Here is a 19,863-nt window from a genome sequence, read left to right as displayed (position 1 = left end):
ATGTCACATTGATATTTCCGCGGCGACCTGTCCTTCAGCCTGTCATCCAGTTCCTGTTTTGAACTTTCCGACATACGGTCTTTCGGGTTGCCATCATCCGACGCAGCACCACGTTTCTGCTGTGATTCAAGACAAGAAGTTCCGGGAAAATTCCAACCATGCGTTCGCTTTTGCTCCTTGCCGCTCCCTTCGCTCTCGCCGCCTCTTTTGTACAAGCACAATCCTTACCAGAAGCCATGCAACAGGCGCTGGATGTCCATCCGGAGATTCAGGCGGGGGTCAACAGTCGATTGGCGGCGGATTATCAGTTAAAGGCTGCGAAAGGGGGATACCTGCCCAAGGTCGATCTGCTGGGCGGTTATGGCCGTGAAGGCACTGACAGTGTGACCACGCGAGCGAACGGTGGAAGCAATCACTGGGAGACGTTGAACCGCAGCGAGTCAAGTTTACGTCTCTCGCAAATGGTTTTTGACGGTTTCGCGACGTCCAACGAAGTTGCGCGTCAACAAGCCAACGTCAGCTCGCGTGCTTACTCGCTGCTGGGCACTTCCGAGCGTACTGCACTGACCGTCGCCCAGGTGTATCTGGACGTGCTGACCCGTCGCGAATTCGTGCGTCTGGCCGAGGAGAACCTCAAGAGCCACCAGCGCATCTACGACCAGATCCAGTTGCGCACCCAGCGCGGCGTCGGCAGCGGTGCCGACCTTGATCAGGCCGAAGCGCGCATGGCCCAGGCCCGCAACAACCTGATCACCGAACAGACCAACCTCGCCGACGCGGAAACCAACTTCCTCAGCGCCGTAGGCCAGATGCCCGACCAGCTCGAGCGCCCGGCGCCGTTCATGGCGATGATGCCGGCCAACCTCAATGAAGCCCGCGCGCAAATGCTGGAAAACAGCCCGATCCTGCGTTCCGCCGAGTCGGACATCGCCGCTGCCGAGAAGCAGTTCGCCACCGCCAAATCGACCTTCTACCCGCGTTTCGACGCCGAATTGGGCCGCTCCGCCGACAACGATCTCGATGGTCAGAACGGCCACAACAACGAATGGCAGGCCATGCTGCGCATGCGTTTTAACCTGTATTCCGGCGGCAGCAACAAGGCCGATCTGGAATCCAAGTCGTACCTGGCCAACCAGGCGCTGGACATCCGCAACAACGCCCTGCGTCAGTTGAATGAAGAGCTCGGCCTCGCCTGGAACGCGCTGAACAATGCCAACGCCCAAGTGCCGATCGCTCAGCAGTACGTCGATCGCAGCACCTCGGTGCGTACCGCCTACCAGCGTCAATTCAGCCTCGGCGAACGCACCCTGCTGGATTTGCTCGACAGCGAAAACGAACTGTTTACCGCCTCGCGGCGTCTGGCGGAAATCAAGAACATTCAGTTATTTACTCAGTACCGAATCAAGGCGACCATGGGCCAATTGCTCAAAAGCCAGGGAGTGGTCGCGCCGTTGGCATCCGTTGTGCAGAACGACGTGAAGCCCAAGGTCCAGCTGCCTGGGATGAACTGAGTTATCCCTTCCAACTGTTAAAGAGTGTCGAGCGTGGAATCAGAAGTCAGTCGAGTTCAACTCAGCCATGATCCACGCGCGTTGCATGACGATCCGTTGCTGGATGGTCTGCTCGCCCTGTGCATGCTGCACCAGAAGCCTGCCAGCGCGGCGATGCTGACCACCGGCCTGCCGCTGCCCAAACAACGTTTGAGTGTCGAGTTGCTGCCGCGCGCAGCGGCTCGCGCCGGGCTGCAGGGGCGGGTGTTGCAGCGCAAACTCGAAGAAATTCCGGCGATCGCCATGCCCGCGCTGTTGCTGCTCAAGGATGGCCGCAGCGCCGTTCTGCTCGGCTGGCAGGGCGACAATGAAGCACGAGTGCTGCTCAGCGAAAGCGATGGCGGCGAATCGGTGGTCAGCCGCGAACTGCTGAGCGACGATTACACCGGCAAAGTGTTCTTCGCCCAGCCGCAGCACAAATTCGACGTCAATCACGGCACGCTGATCCCGCGTGCACGCTCCTGGTTTCGCGACACCCTCAAGCGTTCGCGCTGGCTGTATGCCGATGCGATCGCCGCCAGTTTCCTGATCAACATCATCGCCATGGCCGCACCGCTGTTCGTGATGAACGTCTACGACCGCGTAGTACCGAACCAGGCCGAAGCAACCCTGTGGGTGCTGGCGCTGGGCATCACCGGCGCTTACATCTTCGACTTGATCCTCAAGAGCCTGCGCAGCCTGTGCCTGGATCTGGCCGGGAAGAAAACCGACCTGATCATCTCCGCCACGCTGTTCGAGCGCATTGTCGGCATGGCGATGAAATACCGCCCGGCGCGGGTCGGCAGCTTTGCCCAGAACATCCATGAGTTTCAGAGCCTGCGCGACTTTCTCGCGTCGCTGACCCTGACCAGCCTGATCGACCTGCCGTTCACCATCCTGATTTTCATCGTCATCGCCATTCTCGGCGGGCATCTGGTGTGGATTCCGGTGCTGGCTTTCCCGATTGCCCTGCTGATCGGCTACGCCTTGCAGAAGCCGTTGATCGCGACCATGGAACGGACCATGGCGCTGGGCGCCGAGCGCCAGTCGAGCCTGATCGAAACCCTCGCCGGTCTGGACGCGGTCAAGGTCAACAACGCCGAAAGCGAGCGCCAGTATCAGTGGGAGCAGACCATCGGCACCCTCAGCCGCCTAGAGCTGCGAGTGAAAATGCTCTCCGGTCTGGCGATGAACATCACCTTGCTGATCCAGCAACTGGCCGGGGTGATCATGATCGTCTTCGGCGTATACCAGATCATCGCCGGCAACCTGAGCATGGGCGGGCTGATTGCCTGCTACATGCTCAGTGGTCGTGCGCTGAGCCCGCTGGCGTCGCTGTCCGGCCTGCTCACGCGCTATCAACAGGCGCGGGTGACCATGACTTCGGTCGACCAGATGATGGAGCTGCCGCAGGAGCGCAATTTCGAAGAGCGCCCGCTGAGCCGCAAGGTTTTGCAGGGTGCGATCGAATGCCGTCAGCTCAGCTTCACCTACCCGGACCAGCAGAACCCGGCGCTGAAGAACATCAACCTGGTCATCCGTCCCGGCGAGAAGATCGGCATCATCGGCCGCAGCGGTTCGGGCAAGAGTTCGCTGGCGAAACTGCTGGTGGGCCTGTATCAACCGGACGACGGTGCCTTGCTGGTCGACGGCGTGGACATCCGCCAGATCGACGTCAGCGAACTGCGCTACAACATAGGTTACGTGCCGCAGGACATCCAGCTGCTGTCCGGCACCCTGCGTGACAACCTGGTGTCCGGCGCGCGTTACGTCGAAGACGAGCTGGTGCTGCAAGCCGCCGAACTGGCCGGCGTCCACGAATTCGCCCGTCTGCACCCGCAAGGCTACGAGCTGCAAGTCGGCGAGCGCGGGCAGAACCTCTCCGGCGGCCAACGACAGAACGTCGCCCTGGCCCGGGCGCTGTTGCTCAATCCACCGATTCTGCTGATGGATGAGCCAACCAGTGCGATGGACAACACCGGCGAAGAGCGCCTCAAGCAACGCCTCGCAGCAGTGATTGAAAACAAGACCGTGGTGCTGGTCACGCACCGGGCATCACTGTTGTCGCTGGTCGATCGCCTGCTGGTGATCGATCGCGGGCAGATTCTCGCCGACGGCCCGAAAGCCGCCGTGATGGAAGCGTTGAAGAAGGGGCAGATCAGTGTTGCTTAAATCCGGTGTCAAGGAGTCGATCCGTCGCTACTTCAAGGGCTCTGCCTCGCTGCAGGGTCAGCCGCTGCCGGAGGTCAACAAGGCGCTGATCGAAGACGCCCCGCGCGTCGTGCGCCTGACCATCTGGGCGATCATCGGCTTTTTCGTGTTCCTCATGCTCTGGGCCAACTTCGCCGTGATCGACGAGGTGACCAAGGGCGACGGCAAGGCGATTCCGTCGTCGAAGATCCAGAAAATCCAGAACCTGGAGGGCGGTATCGTCTCCGAGCTGTTCGTCAAGGAAGGCCAGATCGTCGAGGCCGGCGCGCCGCTGATTCGTCTCGACGACACACGTTTTGCCTCCAACGTCGGCGAAACCGAGGCCGATCGCCTGTCGATGCTGCTGCGGGTCGAGCGTCTGAGCGCGGAAGTCGATGATCGTCCGCTGAATTTCCCCGAGGACGTACTCAAAGCCGTGCCGGGTCAGGCGAAAAGCGAAGAGTCGCTGTACATCAGCCGCCGTCAGCAATTACACGATGAAATCGGCGGCTTGCAGGAGCAGTTGATCCAGCGTCAGCAGGAGCTGCGTGAGTTCAGCTCCAAGCAGGCGCAGTACCGTCAGCAGCTCGGCTTGCAGCGTCAGGAAATCAACATGTCCGAGCCGCTGGTGGCGCAGGGCGCGGTCTCGCCGGTGGAAGTGTTGCGCCTCAAGCGTGCCGAAGTGGAAACCCGTGGCCAGCTCGACGCGACCACGCTCGCCATTCCGCGCGCCGAATCGGCGATCAAGGAAGTGCAGCGCAAGATCGACGAAACCCGCGGCAAATTCCGCAGCGAAGCGCTGACCCAACTCAACGAAGCGCGCACCGATCTGAACAAGGCCCAGGCCACCGGCAAGGCGCTGGAAGACCGCGTCAGCCGTACGCTGGTCACCTCACCCGTGCGGGGTATCGTCAACAAGTTGCTGGTCAACACTATCGGCGGTGTGATCCAGCCGGGCAGCGACATGGTCGAAATCGTGCCGCTGGATGACACCCTGCTGGTCGAAGCCAAGATCCGCCCGCAGGACATCGCGTTCCTGCATCCGGGTCAGGAAGCGATCGTCAAATTCACCGCCTATGACTACACGATTTACGGCGGCCTGAAGGCACAGCTGGAGCAGATCGGTGCGGATACCATCACCGACGAAGACAAGAAAACCACTTATTACGTGATCAAGGTACGCACCGAGCGCAGCCACTTGGGCACGGATGAAAAGCCTTTGCTGATCATTCCCGGGATGGTCGCTTCGGTGGATATCATCACTGGCAAGAAATCGGTGTTGAGCTATTTGCTCAAGCCGATCATTCGCGCGCGGGCTGAGGCGTTGCACGAGCGCTAGATCTTCGGCGCTGGTGACGGCCTATTCGCGAGCAGGCTCGCTCCCACAGGAGATTGCATTCCAACTGTGGGAGCGAGCCTGCTCGCGAAGGCGTCCTCCGAAGCGCTACATATCCGTCGGTAAGTGACACAAATGGTCACCCACCCCCTCACCAATCGCCATATCGTTATTCATTAACGGTATTTAATTTCCAATTCTTATAGCTATAAAGTCACCCATCTGCGTACCTGCCGACCAATCGGCGCGCCGCACGACCTGAACCGACACGCAATCCAGCGTGAGTGTCTGATCGACGAGCGCGGCCATGAGCGCGCCGTGCGTGGGAGATGATTGATGTCCGCCGCTACTGCCACCGAAAGCGCCGCAACTGCCGCGCCGCAAATCTTCGAAATTCGCCCCTTCAGCGGTGCCGTCGGCGCCGAGATCGTTGGCCTCGACCTGCGCCGGCCGGTCAATGATCAGGACTTCGCGCGCATTCACCGCGCGCACCTGGATCACCACGTCGTGGTCTTTCGCGATCAGCAGATCACCCCGCAACAGCAAATCGATTTCAGCCGTCGCTTCGGCGTGTTGCAGATCCATGTGCTCAAGCAGTTCCTGCTGGCCAATCACCCGGAAATCCTCATCGTTTCCAACATTATCGAGAACGGCCAGAACATCGGTCTCGGTGACGCCGGCAAGTTCTGGCATTCCGATCTCTCCTATAAAGAGCTGCCAAGTCTCGGCTCGATGCTGCACGCCCAAGAGCTGCCCGCCGAGGGCGGCGACACGCTGTTCGCCGACATGCACAAAGCCTGGGACGACTTGCCCGCTGCCTTGCGCACTGCGGTCGAAGGACGTTCCGCTGCGCATTCCTATACCGCGCGCTACAGCGAAACCAAGTTCGAAGGTAACTGGCGCCCGACCCTGACCCCGGAACAACTGGCTCAGGTCGCCGAAGTGGTGCATCCGGTGGTGCGCACCCATCCGGAAAACGGCCGCAAAGCCTTGTTCGTCAGCGAAGGCTTCACCACGCGCATCGTCGGTCTGCCGGAAGACGAAAGTCGTCAGCTGCTCGGCGAACTCTTCGCTCACAGCGTGCTGCCGCAAAATATCTACCGCCATCAATGGGAGCCGCATGATCTGGTGTTCTGGGACAACCGTTCGCTGATCCATCTCGCCGCCGGCTGTCCTGCGCACCTGCGCCGCAAGCTGTATCGCACGACCATTCAGGGCGATGCGCCTTTCTGATTTGCCGGAGATCGACCATGAACGCCCCTTTGCCAGGCCACGCGGCCAGCAACCCGATCGCCCACAGCGAAGCGTTGCTGGCCGTCGATCACGTCAGCCTCGAATACCGCACGCCGCAACGCGTGGTGCGCGCCACCCATCAAGTCAGTTTCGCCGTCGACCCGGCTGATCGTTTCGTCCTGCTCGGCCCGTCCGGTTGCGGTAAATCGACCTTGCTCAAAGCGGTCGCCGGATTCATCCAGCCCTGCGAAGGCGAGATCCGCCTGCAAGGCCAGCGCGTTGATGCGCCGGGGCCGGATCGCATTGTGGTGTTTCAGGAATTCGACCAGTTGCCGCCGTGGAAAACCGTTAAGCAGAACGTGATGTTCCCGCTGCTGGCCTCGCGCACCTTGAGCAAGAAAGACGCCGAAGAACGCGCGCTGCACTATCTGGAAAAGGTCGGCCTGGCGGCGTTTGCCGACGCCTATCCACACACCTTGTCCGGCGGCATGAAGGCGCGGGTGGCGATCGCCCGGGCTTTGGCCATGCAGCCGAAAATTCTTTTGATGGACGAACCCTTCGCTGCACTCGATGCGTTGACCCGCCGCAAGATGCAGGAAGAGTTGCTGCTGCTCTGGGAAGAGGTGCGCTTCACCTTGTTGTTCGTCACCCATTCGATTGAAGAAGCCCTGGTGGTGGGCAATCGCATCCTCTTGTTGTCGCCACATCCGGGCCGGGTGCGCGCCGAAGTGCACAGCCATCAATACGATCTGCACAGCCTCGGCGGCGTGGCGTTTCAGGCGTCGGCGCGGCGCATTCATCGTCTGCTGTTCGATGAGGGCCAGGCGCCGGAGACCGAATGTGATCACGACTTCAACGATGTTCGCATCGCCTATTGAGCGGCCAGGAGGACTACCCGATGAGCCATTCATCATCCGTGCGTGAAGAATTCGAAACCGTGCTCGAGCCGCTGACCGCAGTGCCGGTCGAGCGCGAATTGCCGCTCGGCACACGCCTGTGGCAACAGGGCTGGCTGCGCAAAAGCCTGATCCTGATCGTGCTGGCGATCATCTGGGAGGTGGTCGCGCGGATTCAGAACAATGACCTGATGCTGCCGAGTTTTCTGCAAACCGCGCAGGCCCTGTTCGACGGGCTGCTCAGTGGCGAGTTGCTGGCCAAGGTGTGGATCTCCCTGGTGGTGCTGATCAAGGGCTACCTGATCGGCATTGTCCTCGCCTTTGCCCTGACGACATTGGCGGTCTCGACCCAGTTGGGACGTGATCTGCTCAGCACCATGACTTCGATGTTCAACCCGTTGCCGGCGATCGCCCTGTTGCCGCTGGCGCTGCTCTGGTTCGGCTTGGGGCAGAACAGTCTGATTTTCGTGCTGGTGCATTCAGTGTTGTGGGCGTTGGCGCTGAACACCTATGCCGGATTTCTCGGTGTGTCCGAGACGCTGCGCATGGCCGGGCGCAACTATGGCCTCAAGGGTTTGCGCCTTGTGTTGTTCATCCTGATCCCGGCGGCACTCCCGTCGATTCTCGCCGGTTTGAAGATTGGCTGGGCGTTTGCCTGGCGCACCTTGATCGCTGCCGAACTGGTGTTTGGCGCGACCAGCGGCAAGGGCGGGCTGGGCTGGTACATCTTCCAGAATCGCAATGAGCTGTACACCGACAAGGTGTTTGCCGGGTTGGCGGTGGTGATCCTGATTGGCCTGTTGGTGGAGAATCTGGTGTTTGCCACCCTTGAGCGGGTGACCGTCAAGCGCTGGGGTATGCAGCGCTGACCTGAAAAAGATCGCAGCCTGCGGCAGCTCCTACATGGGAAAACCATCCCCGGTAGGAGCTGCCGCAGGCTGCGATCTTTGATCTGCTAGCATTGCGCCTGGATTAATCCAGATCAGCCAAGAGTGCTCAGCATGCAACTCCCGGACATGAACCTTCTGGTCGCCCTCGATGCCTTGCTCGACGAGGGCAGTGTGGTCGGTGCGGCGCGGCGGATGAACCTCAGCCCGGCGGCCATGAGCCGCACGCTGACGCGAATTCGCGAAGCCATCGGCGATCCGATTCTGGTGCGCGCCGGGCGTGGTCTGGTGCCGACCCCCAAAGCCCTCGAACTGCGCGAACAGGTGCGCGACGTGGTCGAGCAGGCGGCGCTGCTGTTTCGTTCCGCCGACAGCGTCGAGCTAGGCACCTTGCGTCGACGTTTCAGCATTCGCGCCAATGATTTCTTCGTCGGCGTTTACGGCGGCAAGCTGTTCGACACCCTCGACCAACTCGCCCCGCATTGCGAATTGCGCTTCGTCCCGGAAGGCGATGGCGACGATGAAGCGCTGCGCGAAGGGCGCATCGATCTGAGCGTCAGCAACACCCGACCGCTCACGCCGGAGGTTAAGGTACAGAACCTGTTCTCCACGCATTTCGTCGGCTTGGTGCGGGAGAACCATCCTTTGCTCGACGGCGAAATCACTGCCGAGCGCTACGCCGGTTTTTCCCATATCAGCATGTCGCGCCGTGGCATCGCTCGCGGCCCGATCGACACGGCGTTGAATGCGTTGGGGCTGGAGCGTCGAGTGGCGGTGATCGCGCCGAGTTTCCATGCGGCGATGTTTGCCCTGCCGGACTCCGACCTGATCCTGCCGGTGCCTAAAGAAGCCCTGCTCAGCGTGCGGCGGCTGGGCCTGAAACTGCGTTCATTCGACCTGCCGATTCCGCTGCCCATGCTGATGCTGACCCAGGCCTGGCACCCGCGCTTCGACAAGGACCCGGCCCACCGCTGGCTGCGCGAAACCCTCAAGACCTGCTGCGATGAAACGTGGCTGGCGGCACAGCCGTAAATCATCAGACACCATCGAATCCCTGTGGGAGCGAGCCTGCTCGCGAAGGCGTCGAGTCAGTCACCTCAATGGCGGCTGGTCCACCGCTTTCGCGAGCAGGCTCGCTCCCACATAGGCATTCACCGTTGTGTCTGATGCACTTATAACCTGCCAATAAGTCAATTTTCGTCAGCATCAAGCCCCACTAAAATGCTCCGGTATTTCACCCCGGAGCTTTTCATTCATGACATCCCTGACGGTCACGGCGCCCCTCGCCGCGACCAGCCCGGCGACGGCGGCTGCGCCACCGCTGTTCGGGGCGCGGATCATCATTGGTCTGGTCGGCGTGCTGTTGGCCGTGCTGGTCTCGGGCCTCAACGAGATGGTCACCAAAGTCGCACTCGCCGACATTCGCGGCGCGCTGCACATTGGCTACGACGAAGGCACCTGGCTGGTCGCCAGCTACACGGCCACGTCGGTCGCGGCCATGGCCTTCGCGCCTTGGTGCTCGGTGACCTTCTCGCTGCGTCGCTTCACCCTCTGCGCCATCGGCCTGTTTACCTTGCTCGGCGTGCTGTGCCCGTTCGCCCCGAACTACGAAAGTCTGCTGCTGATGCGCATCCTCCAAGGTCTCGCCGGCGGTGCATTGCCGCCGATGCTGATGACCGTCGCGCTGCGCTTTCTCCCGGCGAACATCAAACTGTACGGACTGGCCGGCTACGCACTGACCGCGACTTTCGGCCCGGGACTCGGCACGCCGCTGGCCGGTCTGTGGACTGAATACGTCGGCTGGCAATGGACCTTCTGGCAGATCATCGTGCCGTGCCTGATCGCCATGGCCGCAGTGGCTTACGGATTGCCCCAGGATCCGCTGCGCTTGGAGCGTCTCAAGTCGTTCAACTGGAAAGGCCTGCTGCTGGGCTTTCCAGCGATCTGCATGCTGGTGATCGGTCTGTTGCAGGGCAATCGACTGGACTGGTTCGAGTCGAATCTGATCTGTGGATTACTCGGTGCCGGTTCGCTGCTGCTGGTGGCTTTTATGATCAATGAATGGTCGCAGCCGATTCCGTTTTTCAAGCTGCAGATGCTCGGCATCCGCAACCTGCTGTTCGCCCTGATCACCCTCGCCGGGGTGCTGATCGTGCTGCTGGCGGTGGTGTTGATTCCGTCGAGTTATCTGGCCCAGGTGCAGGGTTATCGTCCGGCGCAAACCGCGCCGATCATGCTCATTGCCGCGCTGCCGCAGTTGATCGCGCTGCCATTGGTGGCGGCGCTATGCAACTTGCGCTGGGTCGATTGCCGCTGGGTGCTTGGCATTGGTCTGAGCATGCTCGCGCTGTCCTGCCTCGGCGGTTCACACCTGACTTCGGCGTGGATTCGCGATGATTTCTACGTTCTGCAATGGCTGCAGATTTTCGGCCAGCCGATGGCGGTGTTGCCGCTGCTGATGTTGTCGACCGGCAGTATCACGCCGATGGAAGGCCCGTTCGCGTCGGCGTGGTTCAACACCGTCAAAGGTCTCGCCGCAGTGGTCGCCACCGGCGTGATCGAAGCGCTGACCACCGCGCGCCTGCATTTCCATTCGACCATGTTGGTCGACAGCCTGGGCAATTCGCCGCTGGCCGATCACAGCGATCCGGGCCTCGCTCACCGCGTGCACGAGCAGGCGGTGGTGCTGACTTCGGCCGATCTCTACGTGTGCATGGCCGGCGTCGCCGTGGCGTTGATCCTGCTGATTTTCTGGCTGCCGACGCGGATTTATCCGCCGCGCGCGCCGACCTGATCGCTGTACTGAAACTGAAGGTTTTTTATGACTCAATCCAAGCAAAAACTCGCGGTGGCCGTGGCTGCCGCGCTGGCGGTGGGCGTGCTGGTGTACCTGGCGATGCCCGGGCTGTTCGGCCAACGCACCGAGCAAACCACCAATGACGCCTTCGTCTCCGCCGACTACACGCTGGTGGTGCCGCGCGTGGCCGGGTTCATCAAGCAGGTGCTGGTCGAAGACAACCAGCAGGTCAAGGCCGGGCAATTGTTGGCGCTGATCGATGACCGTGATTTGCGCGCAGCGGCGGAAGCGGCGGACGCGCAAACCCTGGTCGCGCGGGCGCAATTGCAGAACGCCAATGCGACCCTTGAGCGGCAGGCGTCGCTGATCGCTCAGGCGCAGGCCACCGTGGTCTCGGCCAAAGCGCAAATGGCTTTTGCGCAGCAGGAACTGAACCGCTACAACCATCTCGCCGGAGTCGGTGCCGGCACCGTGCAGAACGCGCAGCAGGCGCGCACGCGCATTGATCAGGCTTCGGCGCGCCTCGACACCGCGACGGCGAAACTGGCGGCCGAACGCAAACAAGTCGAAATCCTCACTGCCCAGCGCAACGCCGCTGAAGGCAATCTGAAACACGCGCAGGCGGCACTGGAAATCGCCAGTTTCAACCTCTCTTACACGCGCATTACCGCGCCGCAGGACGGCATGATCGGCGAGCGCGCGGTGCGTGTCGGTGCCTACGTCACCCCGGGCAGCAAACTGCTGGCGGTGGTGCCGTTGCAGCAGGCTTATGTGGTCGCCAATTTTCAGGAAACCCAGTTGACCGACGTGCAGCCGGGTCAGGATGTGCAAGTGCGGGTCGACAGCTTGGGCGGCGAAGCCCTGACCGGCCGCGTCGAGAGCATTGCGCCAGCGACCGGCGTGACCTTCGCTGCGGTGAAACCGGATAACGCCACCGGTAACTTCACCAAAGTGGTGCAGCGGATTCCGGTGAAGATCATGCTGGAACCGGGCCAGCCACTGGCCGAGCGCTTGCGGGTGGGGATGTCGGTCGAGGCGAGTATTGATACCGCCAGCTCGAAGGCGTCCGGGCGCGAGGTGACGCAGCGATGATCGGTGTTAAATCGGTTGGCCTCATCGCTGGCAAGCCAGCTCCCACAGGGGTCATTGGCAGGCTGAACCATTTTGCACAACCTGCACAATCCTTGTGGGAGCTGGCTTGCCAGCGATGGCGGCATAGGCAGCAGCTCACCCTGAGTGCCTTGCTTGCAGTCAGCCTCAGCGCCTGCACCGTCGGCCCGGACTTTCAGAAACCCGAAACCAGGCAGCCTGCCGACTGGGCCAAACCGAGCCAATCCGCCCCGAGCCAGGCCGTCAGCGAACCCCTGAACGAACGCTGGTGGGAAACCTTCCACGACCCGCAACTTTCCGCGCTCACCCAGCGCGCGCTGAACAGCAACCTCGACCTGCAACTGGCCAGCAGCCGCCTGCAACAAAGCCGCGCCGCGCGCCAGGTGATCACCGCCGAGCGTTATCCGAACAGCGCCGCCACCGGCAGCTACGCACGTAAACGCAACAGTGGCAAAGGCTTGAACGATCCATCGGGAAATAACGGCGATGAGGCTTTCAACCTGTGGGATGCCGGCTTCTCGGCGTCATGGGAACTGGACTTCTGGGGCCGCGTGCGCCGTGAAACCGAAGCCGCTGATGCCAATCTCGAAGTGGCAGAAAACGACCGTCGTGACGTACTGCTGACCGTGCTCGCCGACACCGCGCAAAACTACATTCAGCTGCGCGGCGTGCAGAACACCCGCGCCGTCACCGAGCAGAACCTCGACGTCGCTCGCCACAGCCTGAAACTCTCGCAGCTGCGGCTGGCCGATGGCGTGGCGACCGACCTGGACGTCGCCGAAGCCGCCGCGCAAGTCGCCGCCATCGAGGCACGGCTGCCGGCGCTCGAGCAGCGTCAGGCGCAACTGATCAACGCGATCAGTCTGTTGATGGGCGAGCCACCGCAAACTCTCGCTCAAACGTTATCCACAGACGCGGCAGTACCGCAGTCGCCACTGCAAGTCGCCATCGGCCTGCCGTCGCAATTGGCCGAACGCCGCCCCGATATCCGCCAGGCCGAAGCGCGTCTGCACGCCGCCACCGCCAACATCGGCGTGGCCAAGGGCGATTTCTATCCGCGCATCACCCTGTCCGGCAACCTCGGTTCACAGGCCATGCAGCTGAGCGATTTCGGTTCATGGGGCTCGCGTGCCTTTGCCATCGGCCCGCAATTCAGCTTGCCGTTGTTCGACGGCGGTCGCTTGCGCGGCATGCTGCAACTGCGCGAAGCCCAGCAACAAGAAGCGGCCATCGCCTACCAGCAGACTGTGCTGCGTGCCTGGCATGAAATCGACGACCAGCTGACCGCCTACAACGCCAGCCAGCGCCGGCGCGACAGCCTCGCCGAAGCCGTGCGCCAGAACCAGATCGCCCTGCGCACCGCGCAACAGCAATACGTCGAAGGCGTGGTCGATTTCGTCAACGTCCTCACCGTGCAGAGCGCCTTGCTCGCCACGCAGGAGCAATGGGTAGAAAGCTCGACCGGCGTGTCACTGGCGATGGTCGGTTTGTACAAGGCGCTTGGCGGTGGATGGCAGTCGGTCTATCCGGCAGCGCAACTGGCCGCAGGCTCACCTGACGTCGCCAGACCCTGAACCCGCAGCGCCAGCTATGATCAACTCCATTGCAGCAAACGGCGCAACGCCGGACCTGAATTGCAGAGGAGTTGCATCATGGAAAATCCGCAGCACAGCCTACCGGCCCTGTTCAAACAACTCGGCCTCGAAGACGATCCGACCGGCATCGACAAATTCATCGCCAGCCATTCGCCGCTCAAACCGGAATTGCATCTGGCTGACGCGTTTTTCTGGACGGCAGGTCAGGCGCAGTTTCTGCGCGAGGAGATTCTGGATGATGCGGATTGGGCGGAAGTGGTGGATCAGTTGAATGTGATGTTGCGCAAGGGGCGGGTGGGGTGATCATCGCGAAGTTGTATCCTCGTTGAACGCCACAGTTGTCCACATGGCATAAATAGACCAAAATCACGTCCTAATTTGAGGTCCTTATTATGCAAAGCGTTCTCGCCGATATGGCTGTCAGTGTCTCTGAACTGAAGAAAAATCCTACTGCCGTGTTGAACGGTGCACATGGGGGCCGTCGCTGTCCTCAACCACAATCGCGTCATGGGCTATATGGTGCCGGCCGAAGTTTATGAAGCAATGATGGAGCGGCTTGATGATCTTGAGCTGGCTGACATTGTTCGTTCCCGCCTCCACGAAACGCCCATTTCGGTAAGCCTGGATGACTTATAAGCTTGAGTTTCTGCCGTCTGCGCACAAAGAGTGGAACAAGCTGGGTCATACGTTGCGGGAGCAGTTCAAAAAGAAGCTGGGTGAGAGGCTGAAGCTTCCCAGAATCCCGGCTGACGCACTCCACGGCATGCCCGACTGCTACAAAATCAAACTCAAAGCCTCGGGATATCGATTGGTTTACCAAGTCATCGACGAACGAGTCGTGGTTTCCGTGCTAGCGGTTGGCAAGCGCGAACGCAGCAGCGTTTACGATGCTGCCAGGAACCGTTGAACGAGCCCCCGCTTTATTCAAGTGGCCGATGTTTGTCGATGAGATTCTTGAGTGACCGGACTGGGCCACCAAAGTGTGGGATCAGTTGATGTATCGTCTGGCATGAGGCGCAGCATGTAAAAAAAATTGCGCGAAAAGGCTCAGATGTAAAAAAACCTCCTTACTGTAAAAAAAATTTCGTTTTGTCCGTCGCATTAGATTTTTTCTTCGAAAAATTACAAATCCAACTCGTGGTACGCCTCGGCCAAGCGTAGGGAGATTTGTTTCAAAACTTGACTGAAATTCCCCTCCAATGCGATATTGATAGTTAGCAAACTAACAGTGTCCGTTATCCCGTGTCCGATTCCCTCGACAGTCTCCAGATGAACATCAGCAGCGCCATGGTGGTGGCCGCCCGGCATTGGCGGAAGATCTGCCAGACCACGCTGGTCAATTACGGAATTTCCGAAGCCTGCGCCGTGCCCTTGTTGATGATCGGGCGTTTGGGCGAGGGCGTGCGTCAGGTGCAAGTCGCCCAGGCTGCGGGGATGGAGAGTCCTTCGCTGGTGCGTTTGCTCGATCAGCTGTGCCACGCCGGTTACGTCTGTCGCACCGAAGATGCCCAGGATCGCCGGGCCAAGTGCCTGAGCCTGACCGATACCGGTCGCGAGCTGGTGCAGGCGGTGGAGGCCGAGCTGGTGCGCCTGCGCCACGAAGTGCTGGAAGGCATCGAGCGCAGTGATCTGGAAGCTACGCTTCGGGTACTGAGGGCTTTTGAGGCGGCGAGTTCGCCTGTGGTGGTCAATTCTTGAACGGTTTTTTCACTGGCATGCCGCCGGCCCGTGACTGGTTTTACGGGGTTCGTACCTTTGCAGCGTCGATGATTGCGCTGTACATCGCGTTGCTCATGCAAATGCCGCGTCCGTATTGGGCGATGGCCACGGTGTACATCGTCTCCAGCCCGTTTCTCGGCCCGACCAGCTCCAAAGCGCTGTACCGCGCGGCCGGTACATTTCTCGGCGCAGCGGCGGCGGTGCTGTTCGTGCCGATGTTCGTGCAGAGCCCGTATGTGCTGGTGGTGGTGATTGCCTTGTGGACGGGGATCTTGTTGTTCATGTCCCTGCATCTGCGCACCGCCAACAGTTATGCGCTGATGCTGGCCGGTTACACCTTGCCGCTGATTGCCCTGCCGGTGGTGGATAATCCGCTGGCGGTGTGGGACGTGGCCGAGGCGCGTACCGAAGAGATTTTCCTTGGCATCGCCGTCGCTGCGGTGGTCGGTGCGATGTTCTGGCCGCGACGGCTGGCGCCGGTGTTCAATGATGCCGTGAGCAAATGGTTCGCCGATGCGACGAGCTACAGCCTGAAGTTTCTCAGCCGCGATGTGCAGCCGGAAGAGGTCACCGCGCTGCGCATGGCCATGGTCGCCAATTTCAACAGCCTCGAGTTGATGATCGGCCAGTTGCCCCACGAAGGCGCGCGGCCACAAACCGTGCGTAACACCAAGGAACTGCGCGGCCGGATGATTCACCTGTTGCCAGTGATCGATGCCCTAGAGGATTCGCTGTACGCCCTCGAACGCCGCACCCCGGAACTGGTGGAAAAATTCCAGCCGTTGCTGACCGCGACCCGGGAATGGCTGGGCCACGCGGACGCCAATCTCGAGCGCTGGCAAGCACTGAGAGATCAACTCGACGCGTTGCAACCGAGCGCCGAAGCGCTGGAGGAGCGCAAACAGTTGCTGTTCTCCAATGCGATTTACCGCCTCGGTGAATTCATCGATCTGTGGCAGGACTGCCGCAGCCTGCAGGATGCGATTCTTTGCGAGCGCCAGGACAGCTGGCGCGCGGTGTACCGGCACTGGCGCCTGGGCCGGTTGACGCCGTTCATCGATCGCGGGCTGATGTTGTATTCGGTGGCCTCGACCATCCTGGCGATCATCGTCGCTTCGGTGCTGTGGATTCTGCTCGGCTGGCCGGACGGCGGCAGCGCGGTGATTCTGGCGGCGGTGGCGTGCAGCTTCTTTGCCTCGATGGACGACCCGGCGCCGCAGATTTACCGGTTCTTTTTCTGGACCGGGATGTCGGTGCTGTTCGCCAGTCTTTACCTGTTTCTGATTCTACCCAACCTGCACGATTTCCCGATGCTGGTGCTGGCGTTTGCCGTGCCGTTCATTTGCATCGGTACGCTGACCGTGCAGCCGCGTTTCTACCTCGGCATGCTGCTGACGCTGGTCAATACCTCGTCGTTCATCAGTATTCAGGGTGCCTACGACGCGGACTTTTTCGCCTTCGCCAACTCCAATCTGGCTGGACCGCTGGGGCTGTTGTTCGCCTTCATCTGGACGCTGGTAGCGCGGCCATTCGGTGCCGAACTGGCGGCCAAGCGTCTGACCCGATTCAGCTGGAAAGACATCGTCAGCATGACCGAACCGGCCAGCCTCGCCGAGCATCGGCAGTTGGGCGTGCAGTTGCTCGATCGGCTGATGCAGCACCTGCCGCGTCTGGCCCTGACCGGTCAGGACACCGGCATCGCGATGCGTGAAGTGCGTGTCGGTCTGAACATGCTCGATCTGCTTGCCTACACCCCGCGCGTCACCGGCGTGCCAAATGCCCTGTTGCGACAAGTGGTGGGGGAGGTCGGCGAGTATTTTCGCGCCTGCCTCAAAGCCGACGAACGCCTGCCGGCGCCAAGCGGTCTGCTGATGACCCTCGATCGCACGCGCCGTGCGCTCAACGGCCAGGGTGACGATGAAACCCGTCTGCACCTGTTGCACGCCTTGAGCGGTCTGCGTCTGGCCTTGCTGCCCGGCGTCGAGTTCGTCTCCAGCGCCGAGCCCGAAGAACCGCTGCCCGATGGAGCGCCCCTATGATCGGTGACCTGGATATCAGCGGCATCTTCCTGCCGACCCTGCTGGTGCTGATGGGCATCACTTACGTGCTGTTTTTGTTGGTGCATGGCGTGCTGCAACGCCTGCACTTTTACCGTCTGGTCTGGCACCGGGCATTGTTCAACGTGGCGCTCTATGCCGTGCTGCTGTACGGCGTGGACTCACTCAGTCGATACCTGATGACATGAAAAAACCGTTTCTGACCATCGGTCGCGTGGTTCTGACCCTGCTGATCGTGACTTTTGCCGTTGTCCTCGTCTGGCGCATGGTGATGTATTACATGTTCGCGCCGTGGACCCGCGACGGCCACATTCGTGCCGACATCATCCAGATCGCTCCGGACGTGTCCGGGCTGATCCAGCAGGTCGAGGTAAAGGACAACCAGTTGATCAAGCGTGGCCAGGTGCTGTTCAGCATCGACCAGGATCGCTTCAAACTGGCCCTGCGCCAAGCCAAGGCCGCCGTTGCCGATCGCGAAGAAACCCTCGCCCAGGCGCAGCGTGAAGCCAAGCGTAACCGTGGCCTCGGTAACCTGGTGCCGGCCGAACAACTGGAAGAAAGCCAGTCGCGCGTCGCCCGTGCGCAGTCGGCATTGGCCGAAGCCTTGGTGGCGGTCGACAGTGCACAGCTCAACCTCGATCGCTCGGTGATCCGCAGCCCGGTCGACGGTTACGTCAACGACCGCGCGCCGCGTCCGCAGGAGTTCGTCACCGCCGGGCGCCCGGTGTTATCGGTGGTCGACAGCAATTCATTCCACATCGACGGCTATTTTGAAGAAACCAAACTCGACGGCATTCACGTCGGGCAATCGGTGGATATTCGCGTGATCGGCGACCGCGCGCGGTTGCGCGGGCATGTCGAAAGCATCGTCGCCGGCATCGAAGACCGCGACCGCACCAGCGGCAGCAACCTGCTGCCCAACGTCAACCCGGCGTTCAGTTGGGTGCGCCTGGCGCAGCGGATTCCGGTGCGCATCGCATTCGATGATGTACCGGCCGACTTCCGCATGATTGCCGGGCGTACCGCCACTGTGTCGATCATCGACGATCAGCATGAGGAGCCGCAGCCATGAGCAGGGCCTGGTTGATCGCCGGGTTGGGCATGATGCTCTCGGCCTGTCAGATGGTCGGCCCGGATTATCAGGTGCCCGCCGACGCGGCGGTGCAGCGCAAGGATATTCAGGGTGAGCTGGCAGTCGCCGGCAAACCGGTGGTCTCGGCGCCGGTGCCAGCGGACTGGTGGCGGCTGTATAAAGACCCGCGCCTCGATCAACTGGTACAGCAGGCCATGGCTTCCAACACCGATTTGCGTGTAGCGGCGGCGAACCTGTCGCGGGCGCGCGCTCAGGTGGATGAAGCCGAGGCCGCTGGCGGCTGGAGCGGCGGGGTGAAAATGGGTGCGCAACGTCTGCAGGAATCCGGTCAGGCGTTCCTGCTGCCGGAAAAAGTCCCGGTGGCCAACATCGCCGATATCGGCATCAGCGCTTCGTACCAATTCGACCTGTGGGGCACCTTGCAGCGCGGTATCGAAGCGGCCAAAGCCAATGCCGATGCTACTCAGGCCGCAGCCGACACTGCGCGTATCACCTTGGTGGCGGACGTGGTTCGCGCCTATACGCAAGTCTGCGCAGCCAATGAAGAGCGGGAAATCGCCGAGCATTCTCTCGACCTGCAATCGCAGAGCACCACGCTGATCCAGCGTCTGCGCGATGCCGGGCGTGGCGACGAGACCCAGGTCACCCGTTCGCAGACCCAATTCAAATCCCTGCGCGCCGACTTGCCGCGCTATGAAGCAGCGCGTCAGGCCGGGCTGTTCCGTCTGTCGATGCTGCTGGCCAAACCGGTCGAGCAGTTGCCGGCAGGTACCGCCAGTTGCGCCGAGTTGCCGAAGATCGCGCAACTGGTGCCGGTCGGTGACGGCGCTGCGCTGCTCAAGCGCCGTCCCGACATTCGTCAGGCTGAACGGCGCCTCGCGGCGGCAACCGCCGGAATCGGCATTGCCACCGGCGAGCTGTACCCGGACATCAGCATCGGCGCGACCATCGGCACCGTCGGCATCATTGATGACCTCGGCGACCCGTCGACCAACCGCTGGGGCTTCGGCCCGTCGTTGAGCTGGAAAGTACCGACCAACGGCGCCCGCGCGCGCATCCGTGAAGCCGAGGCCAACACTCAAGGCGCGCTAGCGCATTTCGACGGCGTGGTGCTCAACGCCATCCGCGAGACCCAGACCGGTCTGGCCCAGTACAGCGCGCTGCTGCAACGCCGCGATGCGCTGGCCGAAGCCGAGCAGTCGGCCAAGCTCGCCGCCGAGCAGACGCACCGCTTCTTCCAGGCCGGCCGCGAGTCGTTCCTTGCCGACCTGCAAGCAACCCGCACCTACACCGATGTCACCGCGCAACTGGCCGCCGCCAACACCCAGGTCGCAATGAGCCAGATCGATTTGTTCCTCGCCCTGGGCGGTGGCTGGGAAAGCGGACGAACGAACACCTCGAGCGCCAGCAAACCCTGAGGC

17 protein-coding genes and 1 pseudogene are annotated in these 19,863 nt (G+C 61.5%); all 18 read left to right on the top strand.

The window, feature by feature from the left end; translation table 11 throughout:
* Window positions 1–158: 158 nt before the first annotated feature.
* The 18 genes and pseudogenes from ACZZ0K_RS23215 to ACZZ0K_RS23130 all read left to right on the top strand — a co-directional run bounded on the left by ACZZ0K_RS23215 (window position 159) and on the right by ACZZ0K_RS23130 (window position 19,860).
* Window positions 159–1,511 carry a TolC family outer membrane protein gene (locus tag ACZZ0K_RS23215; protein WP_095181152.1) on the top strand — a complete coding sequence of 451 codons (1,353 nt, stop codon included), beginning with the start codon at window positions 159–161 and terminating at the stop codon, window positions 1,509–1,511.
* A 33-nt stretch (window positions 1,512–1,544) separates the two neighbouring features.
* Window positions 1,545–3,701 carry a type I secretion system permease/ATPase gene (locus tag ACZZ0K_RS23210; protein ID WP_051600365.1) on the top strand — a complete coding sequence of 719 codons (2,157 nt, stop codon included), beginning with the start codon at window positions 1,545–1,547 and terminating at the stop codon, window positions 3,699–3,701.
* Window positions 3,691–5,058: an HlyD family type I secretion periplasmic adaptor subunit gene (locus tag ACZZ0K_RS23205; protein ID WP_024011116.1), complete on the top strand. Its 1,368-nt coding sequence runs from the start codon at window positions 3,691–3,693 to the stop codon at window positions 5,056–5,058. Before ACZZ0K_RS23210 ends, ACZZ0K_RS23205 begins: the two co-directional genes overlap by 11 nt.
* Before the next feature lie 333 nt (window positions 5,059–5,391).
* On the top strand, window positions 5,392–6,288 hold the full coding sequence (locus tag ACZZ0K_RS23200) for a TauD/TfdA dioxygenase family protein (RefSeq protein ID WP_130928977.1): 897 nt from the start codon (window positions 5,392–5,394) through the stop codon (window positions 6,286–6,288).
* 17 nt (window positions 6,289–6,305) lie between these two features.
* Window positions 6,306–7,166 carry an ABC transporter ATP-binding protein gene (locus tag ACZZ0K_RS23195; protein ID WP_236168265.1) on the top strand — a complete coding sequence of 287 codons (861 nt, stop codon included), beginning with the start codon at window positions 6,306–6,308 and terminating at the stop codon, window positions 7,164–7,166.
* A gap of 20 nt (window positions 7,167–7,186) precedes the next feature.
* Window positions 7,187–8,053 (top strand): ABC transporter permease, encoded by an 867-nt coding sequence (locus ACZZ0K_RS23190; protein WP_041477414.1) that lies wholly within the window; start codon window positions 7,187–7,189, stop codon window positions 8,051–8,053.
* A gap of 132 nt (window positions 8,054–8,185) precedes the next feature.
* Window positions 8,186–9,103, top strand: a complete 918-nt coding sequence (locus ACZZ0K_RS23185) for a LysR family transcriptional regulator (protein WP_016772273.1) — start codon at window positions 8,186–8,188, stop codon at window positions 9,101–9,103.
* A gap of 223 nt (window positions 9,104–9,326) precedes the next feature.
* Entirely contained in the window at window positions 9,327–10,865 is a 1,539-nt protein-coding gene (locus ACZZ0K_RS23180; protein WP_258707424.1) for an MFS transporter, read from the top strand.
* A 27-nt stretch (window positions 10,866–10,892) separates the two neighbouring features.
* Complete coding sequence (locus tag ACZZ0K_RS23175) at window positions 10,893–11,960, top strand: HlyD family secretion protein (protein ID WP_150637840.1); 1,068 nt, start codon at window positions 10,893–10,895, stop codon at window positions 11,958–11,960.
* Complete coding sequence (locus ACZZ0K_RS23170; protein WP_258707425.1) at window positions 11,957–13,552, top strand: efflux transporter outer membrane subunit; 1,596 nt, start codon at window positions 11,957–11,959, stop codon at window positions 13,550–13,552. Before ACZZ0K_RS23175 ends, ACZZ0K_RS23170 begins: the two co-directional genes overlap by 4 nt.
* 78 nt (window positions 13,553–13,630) lie before the next feature.
* Window positions 13,631–13,876 carry a DUF2789 domain-containing protein gene (locus tag ACZZ0K_RS23165; protein ID WP_252885116.1) on the top strand — a complete coding sequence of 82 codons (246 nt, stop codon included), beginning with the start codon at window positions 13,631–13,633 and terminating at the stop codon, window positions 13,874–13,876.
* Window positions 13,877–13,965: 89 nt separating this feature from the next.
* A pseudogene (locus ACZZ0K_RS23160) lies at window positions 13,966–14,209 on the top strand (type II toxin-antitoxin system Phd/YefM family antitoxin).
* The gene (locus ACZZ0K_RS23155; protein WP_252877214.1) at window positions 14,199–14,480 is read left to right on the top strand and encodes a type II toxin-antitoxin system RelE family toxin; all 282 of its coding nucleotides are present in this window, start codon (window positions 14,199–14,201) and stop codon (window positions 14,478–14,480) included. The pseudogene ACZZ0K_RS23160 and the gene ACZZ0K_RS23155 overlap by 11 nt, the downstream one beginning before the upstream one ends.
* Window positions 14,481–14,842: 362 nt before the next feature.
* Window positions 14,843–15,271: a MarR family winged helix-turn-helix transcriptional regulator gene (locus ACZZ0K_RS23150; RefSeq protein ID WP_016772266.1), complete on the top strand. Its 429-nt coding sequence runs from the start codon at window positions 14,843–14,845 to the stop codon at window positions 15,269–15,271.
* Window positions 15,268–17,331 carry an FUSC family protein gene (locus ACZZ0K_RS23145; protein WP_150742985.1) on the top strand — a complete coding sequence of 688 codons (2,064 nt, stop codon included), beginning with the start codon at window positions 15,268–15,270 and terminating at the stop codon, window positions 17,329–17,331. Before ACZZ0K_RS23150 ends, ACZZ0K_RS23145 begins: the two co-directional genes overlap by 4 nt.
* The gene (locus tag ACZZ0K_RS23140; RefSeq protein ID WP_016772264.1) at window positions 17,328–17,537 is read left to right on the top strand and encodes a DUF1656 domain-containing protein; all 210 of its coding nucleotides are present in this window, start codon (window positions 17,328–17,330) and stop codon (window positions 17,535–17,537) included. Before ACZZ0K_RS23145 ends, ACZZ0K_RS23140 begins: the two co-directional genes overlap by 4 nt.
* Window positions 17,534–18,421: an efflux RND transporter periplasmic adaptor subunit gene (locus ACZZ0K_RS23135; RefSeq protein WP_056786955.1), complete on the top strand. Its 888-nt coding sequence runs from the start codon at window positions 17,534–17,536 to the stop codon at window positions 18,419–18,421. Before ACZZ0K_RS23140 ends, ACZZ0K_RS23135 begins: the two co-directional genes overlap by 4 nt.
* Window positions 18,418–19,860, top strand: coding sequence for an efflux transporter outer membrane subunit (locus ACZZ0K_RS23130; protein WP_150742986.1), 1,443 nt, complete (start codon window positions 18,418–18,420; stop codon window positions 19,858–19,860). The genes ACZZ0K_RS23135 and ACZZ0K_RS23130 overlap by 4 nt, the downstream gene beginning before the upstream one ends.
* Window positions 19,861–19,863 lie beyond the last annotated feature (3 nt).

The sequence above is a fragment of the Pseudomonas sp. AC255 genome (genome assembly GCF_979258175.1).
This window is presented reverse-complemented; position numbering and strand designations above follow the sequence as displayed.